16 protein-coding genes are annotated in these 19791 nt (G+C 70.2%); 5 read left to right on the forward strand and 11 right to left on the reverse strand.

The features are described from left to right. Window positions 1-156: 156 nt before the first annotated feature. Together ABZ656_RS25605 and ABZ656_RS25610 are read right to left on the reverse strand one after the other, a co-directional pair. A complete protein-coding gene (locus tag ABZ656_RS25605) occupies window positions 157-1206 on the reverse strand; it encodes a LacI family DNA-binding transcriptional regulator (protein ID WP_067370505.1) in 1050 nt (349 codons plus the stop codon). Continuing rightward, window positions 1203-1352, reverse strand: a complete 150-nt coding sequence (locus ABZ656_RS25610; RefSeq protein WP_360270726.1) for a hypothetical protein — start codon at window positions 1350-1352, stop codon at window positions 1203-1205. The genes ABZ656_RS25605 and ABZ656_RS25610 overlap by 4 nt, the downstream gene beginning before the upstream one ends. Before the next feature lie 176 nt (window positions 1353-1528). Between ABZ656_RS25610 and ABZ656_RS25615 the strand changes: the two genes are divergently transcribed. From ABZ656_RS25615 to ABZ656_RS25625, 3 genes are read left to right on the forward strand one after another with little or no spacing between them, the layout of a single operon-like run. Further along, a complete protein-coding gene (locus ABZ656_RS25615) occupies window positions 1529-2680 on the forward strand; it encodes a Gfo/Idh/MocA family oxidoreductase (RefSeq protein WP_101405065.1) in 1152 nt (383 codons plus the stop codon). Further along, window positions 2677-3831, forward strand: coding sequence for a dihydrodipicolinate synthase family protein (locus ABZ656_RS25620; RefSeq protein ID WP_101405066.1), 1155 nt, complete (start codon window positions 2677-2679; stop codon window positions 3829-3831). Before ABZ656_RS25615 ends, ABZ656_RS25620 begins: the two co-directional genes overlap by 4 nt. Then, entirely contained in the window at window positions 3828-4655 is an 828-nt protein-coding gene (locus ABZ656_RS25625; RefSeq protein ID WP_360270728.1) for a sugar phosphate isomerase/epimerase family protein, read from the forward strand. The genes ABZ656_RS25620 and ABZ656_RS25625 overlap by 4 nt, the downstream gene beginning before the upstream one ends. Before the next feature lie 18 nt (window positions 4656-4673). Here ABZ656_RS25625 and ABZ656_RS25630 read toward each other — a convergent pair whose 3' ends face one another. From ABZ656_RS25630 to ABZ656_RS25655, 6 genes are all read right to left on the reverse strand, one after another. Beyond that, window positions 4674-5060, reverse strand: a complete 387-nt coding sequence (locus ABZ656_RS25630; RefSeq protein WP_360270730.1) for a DUF937 domain-containing protein — start codon at window positions 5058-5060, stop codon at window positions 4674-4676. A 266-nt stretch (window positions 5061-5326) separates the two neighbouring features. Next, window positions 5327-5716 carry a D-ribose pyranase gene (gene rbsD, locus ABZ656_RS25635; RefSeq protein ID WP_101405075.1) on the reverse strand — a complete coding sequence of 130 codons (390 nt, stop codon included), beginning with the start codon at window positions 5714-5716 and terminating at the stop codon, window positions 5327-5329. Next, window positions 5713-6612: a ribokinase gene (locus ABZ656_RS25640; protein WP_101405076.1), complete on the reverse strand. Its 900-nt coding sequence runs from the start codon at window positions 6610-6612 to the stop codon at window positions 5713-5715. Before ABZ656_RS25640 ends, rbsD begins: the two co-directional genes overlap by 4 nt. A 111-nt stretch (window positions 6613-6723) precedes the next feature. Continuing rightward, a complete protein-coding gene (locus ABZ656_RS25645) occupies window positions 6724-8646 on the reverse strand; it encodes a substrate-binding domain-containing protein (RefSeq protein ID WP_360270733.1) in 1923 nt (640 codons plus the stop codon). Next, window positions 8636-10180 carry a sugar ABC transporter ATP-binding protein gene (locus tag ABZ656_RS25650; RefSeq protein WP_101405078.1) on the reverse strand — a complete coding sequence of 515 codons (1545 nt, stop codon included), beginning with the start codon at window positions 10178-10180 and terminating at the stop codon, window positions 8636-8638. The genes ABZ656_RS25645 and ABZ656_RS25650 overlap by 11 nt, the downstream gene beginning before the upstream one ends. Further along, a complete protein-coding gene (locus ABZ656_RS25655) occupies window positions 10177-11211 on the reverse strand; it encodes a LacI family DNA-binding transcriptional regulator (protein WP_101405079.1) in 1035 nt (344 codons plus the stop codon). The genes ABZ656_RS25650 and ABZ656_RS25655 overlap by 4 nt, the downstream gene beginning before the upstream one ends. Before the next feature lie 196 nt (window positions 11212-11407). Here ABZ656_RS25655 and ABZ656_RS25660 point away from each other — a divergent pair, with 196 nt between their 5' ends. Continuing rightward, on the forward strand, window positions 11408-13672 hold the full coding sequence (locus tag ABZ656_RS25660) for an ATP-dependent RecD-like DNA helicase (protein WP_360270735.1): 2265 nt from the start codon (window positions 11408-11410) through the stop codon (window positions 13670-13672). Between the two features lie 360 nt (window positions 13673-14032). After that, entirely contained in the window at window positions 14033-15322 is a 1290-nt protein-coding gene (locus tag ABZ656_RS25665; protein WP_067370471.1) for a citrate synthase, read from the forward strand. A gap of 580 nt (window positions 15323-15902) precedes the next feature. On the opposite strand, the gene ABZ656_RS25670 is transcribed toward ABZ656_RS25665, so the two are convergent. From ABZ656_RS25670 to ABZ656_RS25680, 3 genes are all read right to left on the reverse strand, one after another. Next, window positions 15903-18188 carry a heavy metal translocating P-type ATPase gene (locus tag ABZ656_RS25670; protein ID WP_360270738.1) on the reverse strand — a complete coding sequence of 762 codons (2286 nt, stop codon included), beginning with the start codon at window positions 18186-18188 and terminating at the stop codon, window positions 15903-15905. Between the two features lie 154 nt (window positions 18189-18342). Continuing rightward, window positions 18343-18582: a heavy-metal-associated domain-containing protein gene (locus ABZ656_RS25675; RefSeq protein ID WP_101405082.1), complete on the reverse strand. Its 240-nt coding sequence runs from the start codon at window positions 18580-18582 to the stop codon at window positions 18343-18345. Between the two features lie 64 nt (window positions 18583-18646). Beyond that, window positions 18647-19597: a PrsW family glutamic-type intramembrane protease gene (locus tag ABZ656_RS25680; RefSeq protein ID WP_360270740.1), complete on the reverse strand. Its 951-nt coding sequence runs from the start codon at window positions 19595-19597 to the stop codon at window positions 18647-18649. Window positions 19598-19791 lie beyond the last annotated feature (194 nt).

A 19791-nucleotide genomic window follows, 5' to 3' on the forward strand; every position in this document is an offset into this window, starting at 1 on the left:
GCCAGTTCCAAGGGCGCCCGCTCGGCCTCGGTGAACACCGTGTCCTCAGCCGCGCTCAGGTTGAGACGCACCCGAAGAACGCACCGCGGGGGTCTGGGGGCGGAGCCCCCAGGTAGGGATGGGACGGGTAGGGGCGGCGGGGGCGAAAACCCCCGTTCAGGCCCGCGGCACCCCCGTAGAGCCCCGCACCATCAATTCCCCCCGCACCGTCGCGATCCCGCCCGGCGGCGGCTCCTCGCGGCCCATCGCGATGCGGCCGGCCCGGGCCCCCGCCTCCGACAGCGGCAACCGCACCGTCGTCAGCGCGGGTACCGCGTCGATGCTGAAGGGGAGGTCGTCGAAGCCGGCGACGGACACGTCGTCGGGGATACGCAGGCCCGCCTCGCGCAGCGCGGCGCACGCGCCGAGGGCGACGGTGTCGTTGGCGGCGACGACAGCCGTCAACGACGGGTCGCGGCGCAGGAGTTCGAGCGTCGCCTCGTAGCCGGCGCGACGGTCGTAGCGTCCGTGCACCGTGCGGCGCGGATCGTCCTCGATGTCGTGCGCGGCCAGCGCGGCGCGGTGCCCCTCCAGTCGGTGCCGGGTCGTCGTCCGCTCCTCAGGGCCCGCGATGTAGCCGAGCCGGCGGTGGCCGAGCCCGATCAGGTGCTCGGTGAGCTGCTGGCCGCCGCCCCGGTTGTCGAAGGTGAGCGCGATCGCCTCGGGGGCGTCGGGCGCGGGCGGCCGTCCGCACAGGACCACCTGGGTCCCCGCGTCCCCGAGCTTGCGCAGCTTCGCCGCGACCGCCGCCGCGTGCGGCGCGTCCTCGACGGCACCGCCCGTCAGGACGACCGCGGCGGCGCGCTGGCGCTGAAGGAGCGTGAGGTAGGTCAGCTCACGCTCCGGGGAGCCGCCGGTGTTGCACACGACCCCGAGCCGTTCGCCGCCCGCACGCCCTCCGGGGCCGCCGATCTCCGACTGGATCGCGGCCGCCATGATCCCGAAGAAGGGGTCGGCGATGTCGTTCACCAGGATGCCGACCAGGTCGGAGGTGGCGGCGGCCAGCGAACTCGCGGGCCCGTTCAGCACGTAGTCCAGGTCGTCCACCGCGCGCAGTACCCGCTCGCGCGTGGACGCCGCGACGGGATAGTTCCCGTTCAGCACCCGGGACACGGTCGCGGGCGAGACCTGCGCCCGCGCCGCCACGTCCGCCAGGGTCACGGTCATCTCGTCGTCCTCCGGTCACGCATCTCGTAGCACCTCATCGTGCTTCTCGTGCTCGCTGTGCTCTTTGGCCTGCCGTACCCGTCGTACCCGTCGTGCTCGTACTGCTCGTACTGCTCGTACTGCTCGTACTGCTCGTAGTGCTCCATCCGACCGTGCCACGCCCCCTACGTCCAGCCGTCCGGACGGTCGAACATCTCGTCGTCCGTATGGTCTTGTCCAATCGGCTCGACAGAGGCTAACTTCTTCTTGAGTAGAAAGCGCTTGCTGTCACGTTCACCAGTGGGGCGTACGCGGCGCGGAACCCGCGTACGAAGGGAATCACGTGACACGCAAGACGGTGCGAATCGCCATGAACGGCGTGACGGGGCGCATGGGCTACCGCCAGCACCTCGTCCGCTCGATTCTCGCCCTGCGCGACCAGGGCGGCCTCGACCTCGGCGACGGCACGGTGCTGTGGCCCGAGCCGGTTCTCGTCGGCCGCCGCGAGCACGCGCTGAAGGCGCTCGCCGAGCAGCACGGCCTGGAGCACTGGTCGACGGACGTGGACGAGGTCCTCGCCGACCCGACCGTGGACCTCTACTTCGACGCCCAGGTGACTTCCGCCCGCGAGGAGGCCATCAAGAAGGCCATCGCCGCGGGCAAGCACATCTACACCGAGAAGCCCACCGCCACCGGCCTCGACGGCGCCCTGGAGCTGGCCCGCCTCGCCCACGAGAAAGGCATCAAGCACGGGGTCGTGCAGGACAAGCTCTTCCTCCCGGGGCTGCTGAAACTCAAGCGGCTCATCGACGGGGGCTTCTTCGGACGGATCCTGTCCATCCGCGGGGAGTTCGGCTACTGGGTCTTCGAGGGCGACTGGCAGAGCGCCCAGCGGCCCTCCTGGAACTATCGCGCGGAGGACGGCGGCGGCATCGTCGTCGACATGTTCCCGCACTGGGAGTACGTGCTCCACGAGCTGTTCGGCCGGGTCACCTCCGTCCAGGCGCTCACCGCCACCCACATCCCGCAGCGCTGGGACGAGCAGGACAAGCCCTACGACGCCACGGCCGACGACGCCGCGTACGGCATCTTCGAACTCGAAGGCGGCGCGATCGCCCAGATCAACTCCTCCTGGGCCGTCCGCGTCAACCGCGACGAGCTCGTCGAGTTCCAGGTGGACGGCACGGAGGGCTCGGCGGTGGCAGGCCTGCGCAACTGCCGCGTCCAGCACCGCTCCGCGACCCCCAAGCCGGTCTGGAACCCCGACATCCCGGCCACCTACTCCTTCCGCGACCAGTGGCAGGAGATCCCCGACAACGCCGAGTTCGACAACGGCTTCAAGGCGCAGTGGGAGCTGTTCCTGCGGCATGTGTACGCCGACGCCCCCTACCACTGGGACCTCCTCGCCGGCGCCCGCGGCGTCCAGCTCGCCGAACTGGGGCTGAAGTCCTCGGCCGAGGGCCGCCGTCTCGACGTGCCGGAGATCTCGCTGTGACCCTTCGGCTGCCGGACAAGAACGGCGCGTTGAGGGCCTATGAGCCGCGTGCCGTCCCACTCGCCCTCACCACCGGTGCACCCTTCACCTCCCGTACGGTCTTCTCGGCCGCGCATGTCGTCGCCGACCCGTACGCGGACGTCTCGCCCGACTCGCCCGCCGCCGTCGACTGGGACGCCACCCTCGCCTTCCGCCGCCACCTGTGGTCCCACGGGCTCGGCGTCGCCGAGGCGATGGACACCGCGCAGCGCGGGATGGGCCTGGACTGGGCCGGCGCGGCGGAACTCATCCGCCGGTCGGCGGCGGAGGCGAAGGCGGTCGGGGGCCGTATCGCGTGCGGTGTCGGCACCGATCAGCTCGCCGGGCCGGCCTCGTCGGAGGAGGTGCGAACGGCCTATGAGGAGCAGCTCGCCCTCGTCGAGGAGTCGGGGGCGCAGGCCATCCTCATGGCCTCCCGGGCGCTGGCGGCGACCGCGAAGGGGCCCGAGGACTACCTGGAGGTCTACGGGCATCTGCTCCGCCAGGCGTCCGAGCCCGTGATCCTGCACTGGCTCGGCCCCATGTTCGACCCGGCCCTTGAGGGCTACTGGGGGTCGGGTGACCTGGACGCGGCGACGGACGTCTTCCTGGAGGTCATCGCGGCCCACCCGGACAAGGTCGACGGCATCAAGGTCTCCCTCCTCGACGCCCAACGGGAGGTCGACCTACGCCGCCGCCTCCCGCAGGGCGTGCGCTGCTACACGGGCGACGACTTCAACTACCCCGAGCTGATCGCGGGCGACGAACAGGGCTTCAGCCACGCCCTGCTCGGCATCTTCGACCCGCTGGGCCCGCTCGCGGCGGAGGCGGTACGGGTCCTCGACACCGGTGACGTCAAGGGCTTCCGTGAACTCCTCGATCCGACCGTCGAGCTCTCCCGCCATCTCTTCCAGGCCCCGACCCGCTTCTACAAGACGGGCGTCGTCTTCCTGGCCTGGCTGGCCGGCCACCAGTCCCACTTCACGATGGTCGGCGGCCTCCAGTCGGCCCGCTCGCTGCCGCACTTCACGCGGGCGTACGAGCTGGCGGACACCCTGGGCCTGTTCCCGAGCCCGGAACTCGCCGAGACGCGCATGAAGACCCTGCTGGCCCTGTACGGAGTGACCCCATGAGCCTCGCCCGCTTCTCCATCAACCAGATGACGGTCAGGCAACTATCGATGCCCGAACTGGTCGAGTCCTGCCTGGAGCTGGGAATTCCGGGCGTCGGCCTCTGGCGTGAACCCGTCCAGTCGTACGGCCTCGACGCCACCGCCAAACTCGTCCGCGACGCGGGTCTGGCCGTCACCACCCTCTGCCGCGGTGGCTTCTTCACGGCGATCGACCCGCGGGAGCGGGCCCGCGCCCTGGACGACAACCGCGCGGCCATCGACGAGGCCGCGGCCCTCGGTACGGACACCCTGGTCCTGGTCTCCGGGGGGCTGCCGGCCGGCTCGAAGGACCTGCACGGCGCGCGGGAGCGGATCGCCGACGCGTTGGGGGAGCTGGGCCCGTACGCCGCCGAGCGGGGCGTGCGGCTGGCCATCGAGCCCCTCCACCCCATGTACGCCGCGGACCGCTGTGTCGTCTCCACCCTCGCCCAGGCCCTGGACCTGGCGGAACGCTTTCCCGCGGACCAGGTGGGCGTCACCGTCGACACGTACCACATCTGGTGGGACGACACGGCTCCCGCCCAGATCGCCCGCGCGGGTGCCGGCGGCCGTATCCACACCTTCCAGCTCGCCGACTGGACGACTCCGTTGCCCGAAGGCGTGCTCAACGGTCGCGGTCAGATCGGCGACGGTTCGATCGACATGCGGGAGTGGCGGGGGTACGTCGAGGCGGCGGGCTACTCCGGGCCGATCGAGGTCGAGCTGTTCAACGACGGGTTGTGGGCGCGGGACGGGCGGGAGGTGCTGGCGGAGACGGCGGCACGGTTCGTGGAGCACGCCGGGTAGCCGGTCGGCCGGCCGCCGTCACTTCTTGCGTGCCGCCCGCTTGCTGAGGACCGTCAGTACGACCGGGACGAGCATCTCGATGACACGGGTGACCGTGGCCGCCGGGATGCCCGTCTTCTTGGCGACGGCGTTCGCGACCGGCTTGCTCACCTTGGCCAGCACCCCGGCCATGAGGCCGCCGGTGGCGAACCCGCCCAGGGTGGACACGCCCTGGAGCGGGACCTCCTCCTCGGGCGCCGCCGCAGCCTCCTCCTGTACGGGGCCGGCGAGTGCCGAGACCGTGGTCCCGACCACCTCCTGGGCGCCCGCCGTGTCGGTCCCCAGCAGCCCCGCGATCTCCTGGAGCTTGCCGTCGCCCAGTTCGCCGAGTACGTCGTCCTCGAAAGAGGAACCGGATTCACGCATGCGTGGAGGCATCCCGAAAAAATCCCGGAAGGCCGTGCAACCCTTCCCCCGCCCCGCGTGTCGTACTTGGCATCAGGACTTCTGGAGGGGGATCCGGGGGGATCGCGGGGGTTCTGATGTTGGAGGGGAAAACCGAGGGGCCTGGTCGACGGACCGGGCCCCTCGAAGCATGTCGGGCACTGTGCCGATCCTGTCGGGCACTGTGCCGATCCTGTCGGGCACCGTGCCGACCTGTCGGGCACCGTGCCGACCTGTCGGGCGTCGGGTCAGAAGAACACCCCGCACCGCAGCAGCACATTCGCGTACGGCCGCGCCTCTCCCGTGCGGACGATCAGCTTCGCGCCCGCCGACAGCGATTTCAGTTCCTCGTGGGAGACCGTCGACAGCGTGGGGAAACGGGCGTCCAGCAGGGCCGTCACCTCCGGGTTCGCCCCGCGGACCTCGCGCGCGGCCGTGGCACCCTCCACCACGAGTTCCTCCAGCAGCCCGTCGAGCACCTCGGCGAAGGACGGCACCCCGGCCCGGAAGGCCAGGTCCACGACGCGCGGACCGGCGGGGATGGGCATCCCCGCATCGCAGACGAGCACCCCGTCCCCGTGGCCCAGCTCGGCCAGCGCGCCCGACAGATGGCGGTTCAGGATTCCGGCCTTCTTCATAGCGACGCGACCTCTTCGGCCGTCGGGAAGGACTCCTGCGCGCCGGCGCGGGTGACCGCCGCCGCACCGACGCGGGCGGCGTACGCGGCCGCCTCGGCGAGCGGCTCTTCGAGCCCCAGCCGCCACGCCAGTGCCGCCGTGAACGCGTCCCCCGCGCCCGTCGTGTCCACCGTCTCCACCTTCACCGACGGCACCCGCGCGGCGCCCTCGGCGGAAGCCACCAGCGCGCCCCGCGCGCCCAGCGTGATCACCACAGAGCGCGGGCCGAGGGCGAGCAGGGCGGACGCCCAGTCCTCCGGGGAGTCCCCGAGATCCGTGCCGACGATCACCCGCGCCTCGTGCTCGTTCACGATCAGCGGATCGCAGGCCGCGAGCACCTCGGCGGGCAGCGCGCGCGGCGGCGACGGGTTCAGTACGAATCGGCTGCCGGGAGCGAGATTCCGTACGACCTCCACGACCGTCTCCAGCGGGATCTCCAGCTGTGCCGAGACCACCCGGGAGGACGCCAGGAGGTTTCCGGCGGACCGTACGTCCTCGGGTGTGAGGCGGCCGTTGGCACCCGGCGAGACCACGATGCTGTTGTCCCCGGAGGGATCCACCGTGATCAGCGCGACCCCGGTCGGCGCCCCGCCGACGAGCACGCCCGCCGTGTCGACCCCGGCCGCCCGCTGCGAGTCGAGCAGCAGCCGCCCGTGCGCGTCGTCGCCGACCCGGGCCAGCAGCGCCGTACGGGCTCCGAGGCGGGCGGCGGCGACCGCCTGGTTGGCGCCCTTGCCGCCCGGGTGGACGACCAGGTCGGAGCCGAGCACCGTCTCGCCGGCCGCGGGCCGCCGCTCGACCCCGATCACCAGGTCGGCGTTGGCCGATCCCACGACCAGCAGGTCGTAGTCGTACATGAACTTTCTCCCTATGAAGGTGAGTCATGAAGGTGAGTCGAAGCAACAGGGCGGGCCGCCCGGCGGCGCGCGGAGGTCGTCCGCGGCGCGCCGCCGGGCGGCCCGCTCAGGTCATCCGCCGAAGCCGGCCACATTCTCCTTCGTTACCACCTTCACCGGCACCATCACCGTCTTCTCGACCTTCTTGCCCTCGGCGGCGTTGAGCGCGTTCTCCACCGCGATCCGGCCGAGCTCCGTCGGCTGCTGGGCCACGGACGCGTACATCGTGCCGTCCTTGACCGCCTTCAGGCCGTCCGGTTCGCCGTCGAAGCCGATGACCGAGACCGACGTGCCGGCCTTGGAGCCGAGCGCCTTGATCGCGCCGAGAGCCATCTCGTCGTTCTCCGCGAAGACACCCTGGATGTCGGGGTGCGCCTGAAGCAGGTTCGTCATCACGTCGAGGCCCTTGGTGCGGTCGAAGTCCGCGGGCTGCCGGGCGACGACCTCGATGCCCGGGTAGGCCTTCAGACCCTCGGCGAAGCCCGCGCCGCGCTCACGGCTCGCGGACGTTCCGGCCAGACCCTGCAGGATCACGATCTTGCCCTTGCCGCCCAGCTTGCCGCCCGCGATGTTGTCGGAGGCGACCAGCGCGGCCGTGTCGGCCTTGTTCACGCCCCGGTCCACGCCGACGACGGGGATGCCCGCCTTGTTCGCGGAGCGGACCGCCGGGCCCGCCGCGTCCGAGTCCACCGGATTGACGATGATCGAGCCGAGACCCGAACTGGTGAAGTTCTGGAGTTGGTTGGCCTGCTGCGAGGCGTCGTTCTGCGCGTCCGTGACGGTCAGGTCCACGCCGAGCTTCTTCGCCTCCTGCTGGGCACCCGACTTGATCTGCACGAAGAACGGGTTGTTCAGGGTGGAGAGGGACAGGCCCACCTTCTTGGTCGCCGACGAGGAGCCGTTGTGCAGGAAGGACATCGCACCGACGACGGCCGCCGCGACCACGGCCGCGATGATGTACGTCGCCGCCTGCTTGCCCCTGCCGCCCGGCGCACCCGCCCCGGCGGCCACCGGAGTCGTCCCGGCCTTGCGCCGCACCGTGTCCAGCAGCACCGCCAGCGCGATCACGACACCGATGACGACCTGCTGCCAGAAGGCGGAGACGGAGAGCAGGTTCAGACCGTTGCGGAGCACCGCGAGGATCAGGGCGCCGATCAGCGTGCCGGACGCCTTGCCGGTGCCGCCCGCCAGGGAGGCGCCGCCGATGACGACCGCGGCGATCGCGTCCAGCTCGTAGCCCTGCGCGGCCTGCGGCTGCGCCGAGGACAGGCGGGAGGCGAGCACGATGCCCGCGGCGGCCGCGAAGAGACCCGACAGCGCGTAGATCGCGAGCTTCTGCCTCTTCACCCGCAGGCCCGAGAGGCGCGCGGCCTCCTCGTTGCCGCCGATCGCGTACATGGAGCGGCCGATGTACGTACGGCCCAGGATCAGGGCGGTGATCAGGCCCATGACGACCATCACCAGCACAGGGACCGGCAGCCAGCCGCCGAGGGTGTCACCGAGGTGCGAGACCGAGTCGGGGAAGGCGATCGGCGAGCCCTGCGAGATCACCAGGGACAGACCGCGGCCCACCGACAGCATGGCGAGCGTCGCGATGAACGGCGGCAGCTTCCCGTAGGAGATCAGGACGCCGTTGACCAGGCCGCACGCTATGCCGGTCGCGACCGCGAGGATCACCGCGATCCATACCGGGACGCCCTGGGAAGTCGCCATCCAGGCGAGGACGGTGGCGGACAGCGCGGCGACCGAGCCGACCGACAGGTCGATGCCCGCCGAGACGATCACGAAGGTCACACCGAAGGCGAGGATGGCGGTCACGGCCGCCTGGACGCCGATGTTGAGCAGGTTGTCCGTCGTCAGGAAGTCGCCGGACAGCGCCGACATCGCGATGACGAGGGCGATGAGCGCGGTGAGCGCCCCGTTGTCGAGCAGAAGGCGGCGGACCGCCGAGGCGCCACTCGCGCCCGTAGTGCTCTTGAGCGTGTCAGTGGCCACGGGAGCCCTCCACAGCGGTAACAGAGTTGGTGGTCGGTGTGCTGACGGCGAGTGCCATCACGGAGTCCTGGGTCGCCTCGTCGGCGGACAGTTCGCCCGCGATCCGGCCCTGGGCCATCACCAGCACCCGGTCGCTCATACCGAGCACCTCGGGCAGATCGCTGGAGATCATCAGGACGGCCGCGCCGGCGGCCGTCAGTTCGTTGACGAGCTGGTAGATCTCGACCTTGGCGCCGACGTCGATGCCACGGGTCGGCTCGTCGAGGATCAGCACCTTGGTGTCGGCCAGCAGCCACTTGCCGATGACGACCTTCTGCTGGTTGCCGCCGGAGAGGGTGCGCACATGCTGGCCGAGGCCGGCCATCCGGACGCCGAGCTGCTCGGCGATCCGCGCGGCGGCCTCCCGCTGGCCCTTGAGGTCGACGAGCCCGCCATGGGTCGCCGCCCGCATGGTGACCAGGCCGAGGTTCTCCTCGACGGAGGCGTCCAGGAGCAGCCCCTGGCCCTTGCGGTCCTCGGGGATGAGCCCGATCCCGGCCGCCATCGCCGCGTTCACGTCGTGCCGCCGCAGCTCGGAACCGGCGACCTTGACGGCCCCCTTGTCGTACGGATCGGCCCCGAAGACCGCTCGTACGACCTCCGTACGACCGGCCCCCACGAGCCCCGCGATACCGACGACCTCACCGGCCCGCACCTCGAAACTCACGTCGTGGAAGACCCCGTCACGGGTCAGCCCCTCGACGGTCAGCAGGGCGGCCCCGGAGCCGTCGTCACCAGTGGCCCGCACGCGTGGATACTGCTGCTCGATCGACCGCCCCACCATGAGCCGCACGAGCTCGTCCTCGGTGGTGGAGGCGGGGACCTGCCCGACGCTCTTGCCGTCCCGGATGACGGTGACCCGGTCCCCCAGGGCGGCGATCTCCTCCAAGTGGTGCGTGATGAAGACGATGCCGACACCGTCCTCGCGCAGCTGGCGCACGATGGCGAAGAGTTTTTCGACCTCTTCGGAGGTGAGCACCGCGGTCGGCTCGTCCATGATCAGAACGCGGGCGTTCAGGCTCAGCGCCTTCGCGATCTCGACCATCTGGAGACGTGCGATACCGAGTTCACGCACCCGCGCGCGCGGGGAGACGCTGACCCCGACCCGCTCCAGCAGTTCGGCGGCCTCGGCCTCCATCGTCTTCCGGTCGATCAACCCGTAGCGGCGCGGCTGCCGTCCCAGGAAGATGTTCTCGGCGACCGTCAGATCGGGAACGAGGTTGAACTCCTGGTAGATGGTCGCGATCCCGAGGCGCTCGGAGTCCTGCGCACCGTGGATGCGCACCTCCTCGCCCTCGACGAGGACGCGCCCGGAGTCGGGCTGGTAGGCGCCCGAGAGCATCTTGATGAGCGTGCTCTTGCCGGCACCGTTCTCGCCGAGCAGCACATGCACCTCGCCGCGGCGCAGATCGAAGTCGACGCTGTCGAGCGCGACCACGCCGGGGAAGGTCTTTCGGATGCCCTCGATGCGCAGCAACTCGTCCTGGTTGCTCACGGCTTACTCCTGTTCGTTACGGGGGAGTGCGGGGTGGGGGCCGGTTCGCCGCACGAGCGGCGGACGACGAGACGGGCGGCGAGGGTGACCGACTGCGGGGGGCGGCCCTCGATCCGGTCGACGAGCGCGCGTACAGCGGCCCGCCCCAGCTCGCCGGTCGGCTGGGCGACCGCGGTGATCGGCGGATCGGTGTGCACGAACCACGGGATGTCGTCGAACGCCGCGAGCGCGATGTCCTCGGGAACCCGCAGTCCGCGCGCGCGGATCGCGTCCAGTGCGCCGAGCGCCATCAGGTTGTCGGCGGCGAAGACGACCTCGGGCGGCTCGGACAGGTCGAGGAAGCCCTCGGTGACCCGCCGTCCGCTCTCGGCCTGGAAGTCGCCCTGGCCTATGTAGGCGTCCGGGAGCGGCAGCCCGTGCTCGGCCATGGCCTCCCGGAAGGCCTCGACGCGCTCGCTGCCGGTGGTGGTCGCCCCGGGTCCCGCGATGATCGCGAGCCGGCGGTGTCCGAGCGCGTGCAGATGGGCCACGAGATCCCGGACCGCCGTCCGGCCGTCCGCCCGTACGACGGGCACGTCCACGCCCGGGATCCATCGGTCCACGAAGACCATCGGCGTCCCCGCGCGCGCGGCGTCCAGCATCCCGGCGGAGCCGCCGTCGGCGGGGGAGACGAGCAGTCCGTCGATCCGCCGGTCCAGCAGGGTCCGTACGTGGTGGTCCTGGAGGTCCGGCCGTTCGTCGGCGTTGCCGATGATCACGCTGTAGCCGAGGGCGCGGGCCTCCTCCTCGACGGAGCGGGCCAGCTCGGTGAAGTACGGGTTGAGTACGTCGCTGATGACCAGGCCGAGGGTGCGGGTCTGGTCGGTGCGCAGGGAGCGGGCGACGGCGTTCGGGCGGTAGCCCAGGGTCTGTACGGCGGCCAGCACGCGGGTGCGTGCGTCTTCGCTGACCGACGGATGATCGTTCAGGACGCGCGAGACCGTGGCGACGGATACGCCGGCCTCGGCGGCAACGTCCTTGATGCTCGCCATCGCCGCTCCACCTCCTCGTGGAATCGATTACACGGAGGATTGGAATCGATTACACGAGCATTAATCAAGACCTCAACCACATGCCGAGACCGGATCGTGATGAACGGCGCTCAGATGAGCGGGGCGAGGTGCGGGTCCGCCCGCCTCTGTCCGCCGCGGCGCCCCGGCTGTCAGTCGTCACAGGTACCTTCGGATCATGTCCAATCAGGCGGGGAACCGGCAGGTGCAACTGGCGGTCGTCGAGGGCGTGCTCGAGCGGATCACGTACGCCAACGAGGAGAACGGGTACACGGTCGCGAGGGTGGACACCGGCCGCGGCGCCGGTGATCTGCTCACCGTCGTGGGCGCACTCCTCGGTGCCCAGGTGGGCGAGTCGCTCCGGATGGAGGGCCGTTGGGGCTCCCACCCGCAGTACGGCAAGCAGTTCACGGTGGAGAACTACACGACCGTCCTGCCCGCCACCGTCCAGGGCATCCGCCGCTACCTAGGCTCCGGCCTGGTCAAGGGAATCGGCCCGATCTTCGCCGACCGCATCACCCGGCACTTCGGGCTGGACACGCTCCAGATCATCGAGGAGGAGCCCAAGCGCCTCATCGAGGTCCCGGGCCTCGGTCCCAAGCGCACCAAGAAGATCGCCGACGCCTGGGAGGAGCAGAAGGCGATCAAGGAGGTCATGCTCTTCCTCCAGACCGTCGAGGTGTCGACGTCGATCGCGGTGCGCATCTACAAGAAGTACGGCGACGCGTCGATCTCGGTCGTCAAGAACCAGCCCTACCGCCTGGCCGCCGACGTCTGGGGCATCGGCTTCCTCACCGCCGACAAGATCGCCCAGTCCGTCGGCATCCCGCACGACAGCCCCGAGCGCGTCAAGGCGGGCCTGCAGTACGCCCTGTCGCAGTCCGCCGACCAGGGCCACTGCTTCCTCCCCGAGGAGCAGCTGATCGCCGACGCGGTGAAGCTGCTCCAGGTGGACACGGGCCTGGTCATCGAATGCCTGGCGGAACTGTCGGAGCCGACCGAGGACGAGGACGAACCCGGTGGCGTACGGGAGCCGGGCGTCGTACGCGAGAAGGTCCCAGGTCCCGACGGCGGCCCGGACACCGTCACGGCCATCTACCTGGTCCCCTTCCACCGCGCCGAACTCTCCCTCTCGGCACAGCTGTTGCGCCTCCTGCGCACCACCGAGGACCGGATGCCCGGTTTCCACGACGTGGCCTGGGACAAGGCGCTGACCTGGCTGAAGGGGCGTACGGGCGCGGAGTTGGCGCCCGGTCAGGAGGAGGCCGTCCGGCTGGCGCTCACCAAGAAGGTCGCGGTGCTCACCGGAGGCCCCGGCTGCGGCAAGTCGTTCACGGTCCGCTCGATCGTGGAGCTGGCGCGCGCCAAGCGGGCGAAGGTCGTGCTCGCGGCGCCGACGGGCCGTGCCGCCAAGCGACTTGCCGAGCTGACCGGAGCGGATGCCTCCACTGTGCACCGGCTTCTGGAGCTCAAGCCGGGCGGGGACGCGGCGTACGACAAGGACCGACCGCTGGACGCCGACCTGGTGGTCGTGGACGAGGCCTCCATGCTCGACCTCCTCCTGGCCAACAAGCTGGTCAAGGCGGTCCCGCCGGGCGCCCACCTGCTGTTCGTCGGGGACGTCGACCAACTCCCCAGCGTCGGCGCGGGCGAGGTCCTGCGCGACCTGCTCGCCGACCGGAGCCCCATCCCCTCCGTCCGTCTGACCCAGGTCTTCCGCCAGGCCCAGCAGTCCGGAGTGGTGACGAACGCGCACCGGATCAACTCCGGGCAGCACCCCGTCACCGACGGCATGAAGGACTTCTTCCTCTTCGTCGAGGACGAGACCGAGGAGGCCGGGCGGCTCACCGTGGATGTGGCGGCACGGCGGATTCCGGCCAGGTTCGGGCTCGACCCGCGCCGGGACATCCAGGTGCTGGCGCCCATGCACCGCGGCCCGGCGGGCGCGGGCACCCTCAACGGCCTGTTGCAGCAGGCGATCACGCCAGGCCGCCCCGACCTGCCCGAAAAACGCTTCGGCGGCCGGGTCTTCCGGGTCGGCGACAAGGTGACCCAAATCCGCAACAACTACGAAAAAGGGGAGAACGGCGTCTTCAACGGCACCGTGGGCGTGGTCACCTCGCTCGACTCCGAGGAGCAGCGTCTGACGGTGCTGACGGACGAGGACGAGGAGGTCCCCTACGACTTCGACGAACTCGACGAGCTGGCCCACGCGTACGCGGTGACGATCCACCGCTCCCAGGGCAGTGAGTACCCCGCGGTGGTGATCCCGGTCACCACCGGCGCGTGGATGATGCTCCAGCGCAATCTGCTCTACACGGCGGTCACCCGGGCCAAGAAGCTCGTCGTCCTGGTCGGCTCCCGCAAGGCGATCGGCCAGGCGGTCCGCACGGTGTCGGCGGGCCGCCGCCACACATCCCTCGATCACCGCCTCACCACGTGACGGCCCGGCCCTCGAACACCGGGCGCCCCAAGGCTCTTAGGGGGACGGGGAACCGGGCGACCGGCCCCACCCACCCGCAGCCGAAATGACGCCCCGCGGGGTCCGGGGCGGAGCTCCGGGGGGTGGGGGACCCACCCCCACCCCAGGCGTCACAAAAAATGATCGATCAAATGAGTCGCAAAGGTCACACAGCACTTCCGGAACCAGGGCGAAGGGGGGCAGGATGAGAAGGTTGGCGGCACTGAGTGCCGCCAATAGGCCCAATGGTCGACCCCGAGTGCACTCTCCAGGGCCAAATGGGGGATGGTAGAGACAGTCAGGGCACCTCGAAGAAGAGGCACAACGTCGGTGAGGGATGACGTGAGCGACAACTCTGTAGTACTGCGGTACGGCGATGGCGAGTACACCTACCCGGTGATCGACAGCACCGTCGGCGACAAGGGCTTCGACATCGGGAAGCTCCGCGCCCAGACCGGGCTGGTGACGCTGGACAGCGGGTACGGCAACACCGCCGCGTATAAATCCGCGATCACCTACCTCGACGGTGAGCAGGGCATCCTCCGGTACCGCGGCTACCCGATCGAACAGCTGGCCGAGCGCTCCACCTTCCTTGAGGTGGCCTCTCTGCTGATCAACGGCGAGCTGCCGAACGTGGACGAGCTCTCCACCTTCAAGAACGAGATCACGCAGCACACCCTGCTGCACGAGGACGTCAAGCGCTTCTTCCAGGGCTTCCCGCGCGACGCCCACCCGATGGCGATGCTGTCGTCGGTGGTCAGTGCCCTGTCGACGTTCTACCAGGACAGCCACAACCCGTTCGACGAGAAGCAGCGTCACCTTTCGACGATCCGCCTTCTTGCCAAGCTTCCGACGATCGCGGCGTACGCCTACAAGAAGTCGATCGGTCACCCCTTCGTCTACCCGCGCAACGACCTCGGGTACGTCGAGAACTTCCTGCGCATGACCTTCTCGGTCCCCGCCCAGGATTACGAGCTCGACCCGGTCGTCGTCGCCGCGCTCGACAAGCTGCTCATCCTGCACGCCGACCACGAGCAGAACTGTTCGACCTCCACCGTGCGCCTGGTGGGCTCGTCGCAGGCGAACATGTTCGCGTCGATCTCCGCCGGCATCAGCGCGCTGTGGGGCCCCCTGCACGGTGGCGCCAACCAGTCCGTGCTGGAGATGCTGGAGGGCATCCAGGCCTCCGGCGGCGACGTCGACTCCTTCATCCGCAAGGTGAAGAACAAGGAGGACGGCGTCCGTCTGATGGGCTTCGGCCACCGCGTCTACAAGAACTTCGACCCTCGGGCGAAGATCATCAAGGCGGCTGCGCACGACGTCCTCTCGGCGCTCGGCAAGTCCGACGAGCTGCTGGACATCGCGCTCAAGCTGGAGGAGCACGCGCTCTCCGACGACTACTTCGTCTCGCGCAGCCTCTACCCGAACGTGGACTTCTACACCGGTCTGATCTACCGCGCGATGGGCTTCCCGACCGAGATGTTCACGGTCCTGTTCGCCCTCGGCCGCCTCCCGGGCTGGATCGCCCAGTGGCACGAGATGATCAAGGAGCCCGGCTCCCGCATCGGCCGCCCGCGCCAGATCTACACGGGCGAGGTCCTGCGCGACTTCGTCCCGGTCGAGGCCCGCTAGGCGCAGGTCACTTACAAGAAAAACGGAAAGCGCCCTGCTACCGGTCCCCCCACGGGCCGGCAGTCAGGGCGCTTTCCTTGTCCCGGTGCGGATTCCCCCCACGGGATCCGGCCGGGCGTCTGTGGGACAGCGCCTGAATCGCTGCGAGCGTGCTGTCGCGTTGCTCCCGGCCGGCCGGGCTGACCGGCCCTGCCGTGGGCAAAACGAGCAAAACTCTCTGTACTACTGCGGTGCTCATGTACTGCTGGGTTGCGGTCTGCCGGGACCCGTACCGACGGGAGGGCCGCTCAAAGCTCCCCGCTGCACGTGCCCCGGCAACGCAGTTCCGGGAACGTCCCCCAAGACATCCCCAGATGTCAGAGACGCCCCCCAAGACGTCTCCGGCATCGCCAACTTAGACTCACGAACCCCTTCGATGGTTACGTTCGCATCACTGTGATCTGCGTCTCTTGCATATGTCCTGAAGATATGCAAGAGACTGATATGGCAATCGAGGCCCAAGCGTAAGGAAGATGCGCGAGCCTTGTGAAGAGCTTATGTGAGGCTCCCGTTGGACTCTAGGGGGACTCTTACTCCGTCGTCATGAGAATGTCCTGAGTCGAAGGCTGTTCGTCACCACGAACACCGACGAGAAGGCCATCGCGGCCCCCGCGATCATCGGGTTGAGGAGCCCGGCCGCGGCGAGCGGCAGTGCCGCCACGTTGTATCCGAACGCCCACACCAGGTTCCCCTTGATGGTGGAGAGGGTCTTGCGCGACAGCCGGATCGCGTCCGCGGCCACTCGCAGATCCCCCCGGACCAGCGTCAGGTCGCTCGCCTCGATCGCCGCGTCCGTGCCCGTCCCCATCGCGAGGCCCAGGTCGGCGGTGGCGAGCGCCGCCGCGTCGTTCACCCCGTCGCCCACCATCGCCACGGTCCGCCCCTCGCTCTGGAGGCGCCTGACGACGGCGACCTTGTCCTCGGGCAGCACCTCGGCGATCACCTCCCCGGGGTCGATGCCGACGGCACGCGCCACGGACTGGGCGACCGCCCGGTTGTCCCCGGTGAGCAGGACCGGTGTGAGCCCCAGGCCGCGCAGCGCGCGCACCGCCTCGGCGCTGGTCTCCTTGATCGCGTCGGCGACGGTCAGGACGCCGAGTGCCACCCCGTCGCGGGCGACCACGACGGCCGTACGTCCCTCCGCCTGTGCCTCGGCCTTGGCGCGGGCCAGCGCCTCCGGGAGCTCGCCTTCGTGGAGCCGCCCCACCTGGACGTCGTGACCCTCCACGCGCCCGCGTACGCCGAGCCCGGGGACGTTCTCGAAGTGCTCCACCGGGGGAAGGTCACCAGCCCGCTCCTGAGCGCCCGCGGCGATTGCCTGGGCCACCGGATGCTCGGAGGCGTGTTCCAGGGCGCCTGCGAGCCGCAGGAGCTCCTTCTCGTCGGTGTCGGCGACGACGTACACCTCCCGCAGTGTCATCCGTCCCGTCGTCACCGTGCCGGTCTTGTCCAGGACGACCGTGTCGACGCGGCGCGTGGACTCCAGGACCTCGGGGCCCTTGATGAGGATGCCGAGCTGGGCGCCGCGGCCGGTGCCGACCATCAGGGCGGTCGGGGTCGCGAGGCCGAGGGCGCAGGGGCAGGCGATGATCAGCACCGCGACGGCCGCGGTGAAGGCGGCGACGGTGTCGCCGGTGACGCCGAGCCACACTCCGAAGGTGCCGAGCGCGATCACCAGCACCACCGGCACGAAGATCCCGGAGATCCGGTCGGCGAGGCGCTGCACCTCGGCCTTGCCGTTCTGCGCGTCCTCGACGAGCCGGGCCATCCGCGCGAGTTGGGTGTCGGTGCCGACCCGGGTCGCCTCGACGACGAGCCGTCCGCCGGCGTTCACGGTCGCGCCGGTGACGGCGGAACCCACCGTCACGTCCACCGGCACCGACTCGCCCGTCAGCATGGAGGCGTCGACGGCGGAGGAACCCTCCACCACCGTCCCGTCGGTGGCGATCTTCTCGCCGGGCCGCACGACGAAACGGTCGCCCGTCGCCAGCCGCGCGACCGGGATACGGACCTCACGGCCGTCCCGTAGCACCGCGACGTCCTTGGCCCCCAGCTCCATCAGCGCCCGCAGCGCGGCTCCGGCCCGCCGCTTGGAGCGGGCCTCCAGGTAACGGCCGAGCAGGATGAACGCGACGACACCCGCGGCGACTTCGAGATAGATCGTCGACGACCCCTCCGTACGCGAGACGGTGAGGTCGAAGCCGTGCCGCATGCCCGGCATGCCCGCGTGCCCCCAGAACAGCGCCCACAGGGACCAGCCGAACGCGGCGAGCGTGCCGACCGAGACGAGGGTGTCCATGGTGGCCGCGCCGTGGCGCGCGTTGGTGAACGCGGCCCGGTGGAAGGGCAGTGCACCCCAGACCACGACGGGTGCGGCGAGGGTCAGCGAGAGCCACTGCCAGTTGTCGAACTGCAGCGCCGGGACCATCGACATCAGGACGACGGGGAGGGCGAGCAGGGCCGAGACGACGAGCCGTTCGCGCAGGGAGGCGAGTTCGTGGTCCTCGTCGGCGGCGCCGGCGTCGGTGGCCCGTTCCGGCGTTTCGAGGCGTGGCGGCGGGGGTTCCTCGGCCGTGTATCCCGTCTTCACGACGGTGGCGACGAGGTCGGCGACCTGTACCCCCACCGGGTACGAGACCTTCGCCTTCTCCGTCGCGAAGTTGACCGTGGCGGTGACGCCGTCCATGCGGTTGAGCTTCTTCTCGACGCGGGCCGCGCAGGAGGCGCAGGTCATTCCGCCGATGGTGAGCTCCACCTCCGACGGCGCGGCTGTCGCGGTGGTCGGGGTCGTCACGGCTATGGCCGGCTCGGGTGCTGCGGTGGTCATGGTCGGGCTCCAGGGAATGAGCCGGGCCGTACGGAGCCAGTATCAGCTGGTCGGTACGGCCCGGTGTGGAGAGCTGAGTGGTGCGGGGTGATGCGGGTGGTACGGGGAACTGGAAGGCGCGGGGGAGCGACCGGTGAGTGCGAGGGCCGGTGACTCAGACCTGGACGGCGAGCTCGAAGCCCGCCTCGTCGACGGCGGCGCGCACGGCCTCCTCGTCGAGCGGCGCCGCGGAGACCACGGTCACCTCGCCGGTGGCGGCGACGGCCTTCACCGAGGTCACACCGGGGATCTCGGAGATCTCGCCGGAGACGGAGCCCTCACAGTGCCCGCAGCTCATTCCGCTCACCTGGTAGACGGTCGTGACGGAACCCGGGGTGTCGGTCTGCGCGGTCATGGCGTACTCCTCGTCGAGGCGTGTGGGGTTCGGGTGGCTTGCTCAGGTACCCGACACTATACCCCTAGGGGGTATTTCTCCAAGCGAAGTCGCGGCGTGTCAGCGAACGTACCCAGCCGACCCCCGCGAGCCCGACGATGATCAGGCCGCCCACGGAGAACAGCGTGAAGAGATGTTTCTGCTCGTCGGTGGGCCCCTGCAGGTACCCCAGCCCGAACAGCGTCCGGTCGAGCCCTGTCGTGGTCAGCCGTGCGACCAGCCAGAGCGCGATGCCGTGTGTCGAGTCCCACAGGGCGTGCAGCAGCGACACACCGACGTAGCTGCCCGCCACCGGGCCGGCGTACTGGAAGCGCCCTTGCGGGTTGCGGTACGTGAGCAGCACCGCTCCCGTGATCGCCGTCCACAGGCCGTGCCCGAAGGGGGTGAGCGGCCCGCGCAGGATCTCCGTCTCCAGCAGGGCGCGCAGATCCAGTCCCTTGAGGGAGAGGGCGGCGTTGAACGCGTACCCCGCGCTCTCCATCGCCGCGAAGCCGAAGCCGACGCTCGCGCCGAGCCCGAGGCCGGCCCGCAGTCCCCGGAGCCGGGGGTGGCGGCGCAGGACGAACGCCAGCGCGGCCAGCTTCGCCGCCTCCTCGGTCAGTCCGACGCCGACGCACCTCGACAGCGAGGGGTGGAGCAGGTGGTTCTCCATCACCGACGCGCCCAGCACCCCGAGGGTCCCGCCGGTCAGGAAGCAGCTGAGGATCACCTGGACGCCGAGGTCGCGGCCGTGGCGCTCGTACGCCCAGAGCGTGAAGACGACGGGTGCCAGGAAACTGCCGAGCAGGATCAGGGTCGGCAGCGGCGTGGTGTTCCTCGTCGTGTACGTGACGATCGCCGTCAGCGTCCAGAGCGCGAGCCCGACGCCCAGGCAGCGTCGCCACAGTCCGGTGCGGATCTGGGGGTACGACGGCGGGGGCTGCTGGGGTCCGGGAATGCGGGCCCGGGGCGCGCCGGGCGGCTGATTCTGGGTCACGGCTTGCCCCTTGGGCTCGGTCTGATTTATCCGAACCTTATGGCAGATGTCCGCTATGTCGCAGTATGGGGTACTCCGCCATGACCGGGGCGCGGGCGGCCGTGCTCGACGGCCGGGTCGCCGTGTGCGGTCGGGGGGTTGGGTCGTGCATGGTCATTGGGTTGGGGCTGCGCGTGGTCGGGGGTTGGGGCCGT

This window comes from Streptomyces sp. NPDC007095 (assembly GCF_040634475.1).
In the GTDB taxonomy this organism is placed as follows: Bacteria; Actinomycetota; Actinomycetes; order Streptomycetales; family Streptomycetaceae; genus Streptomyces.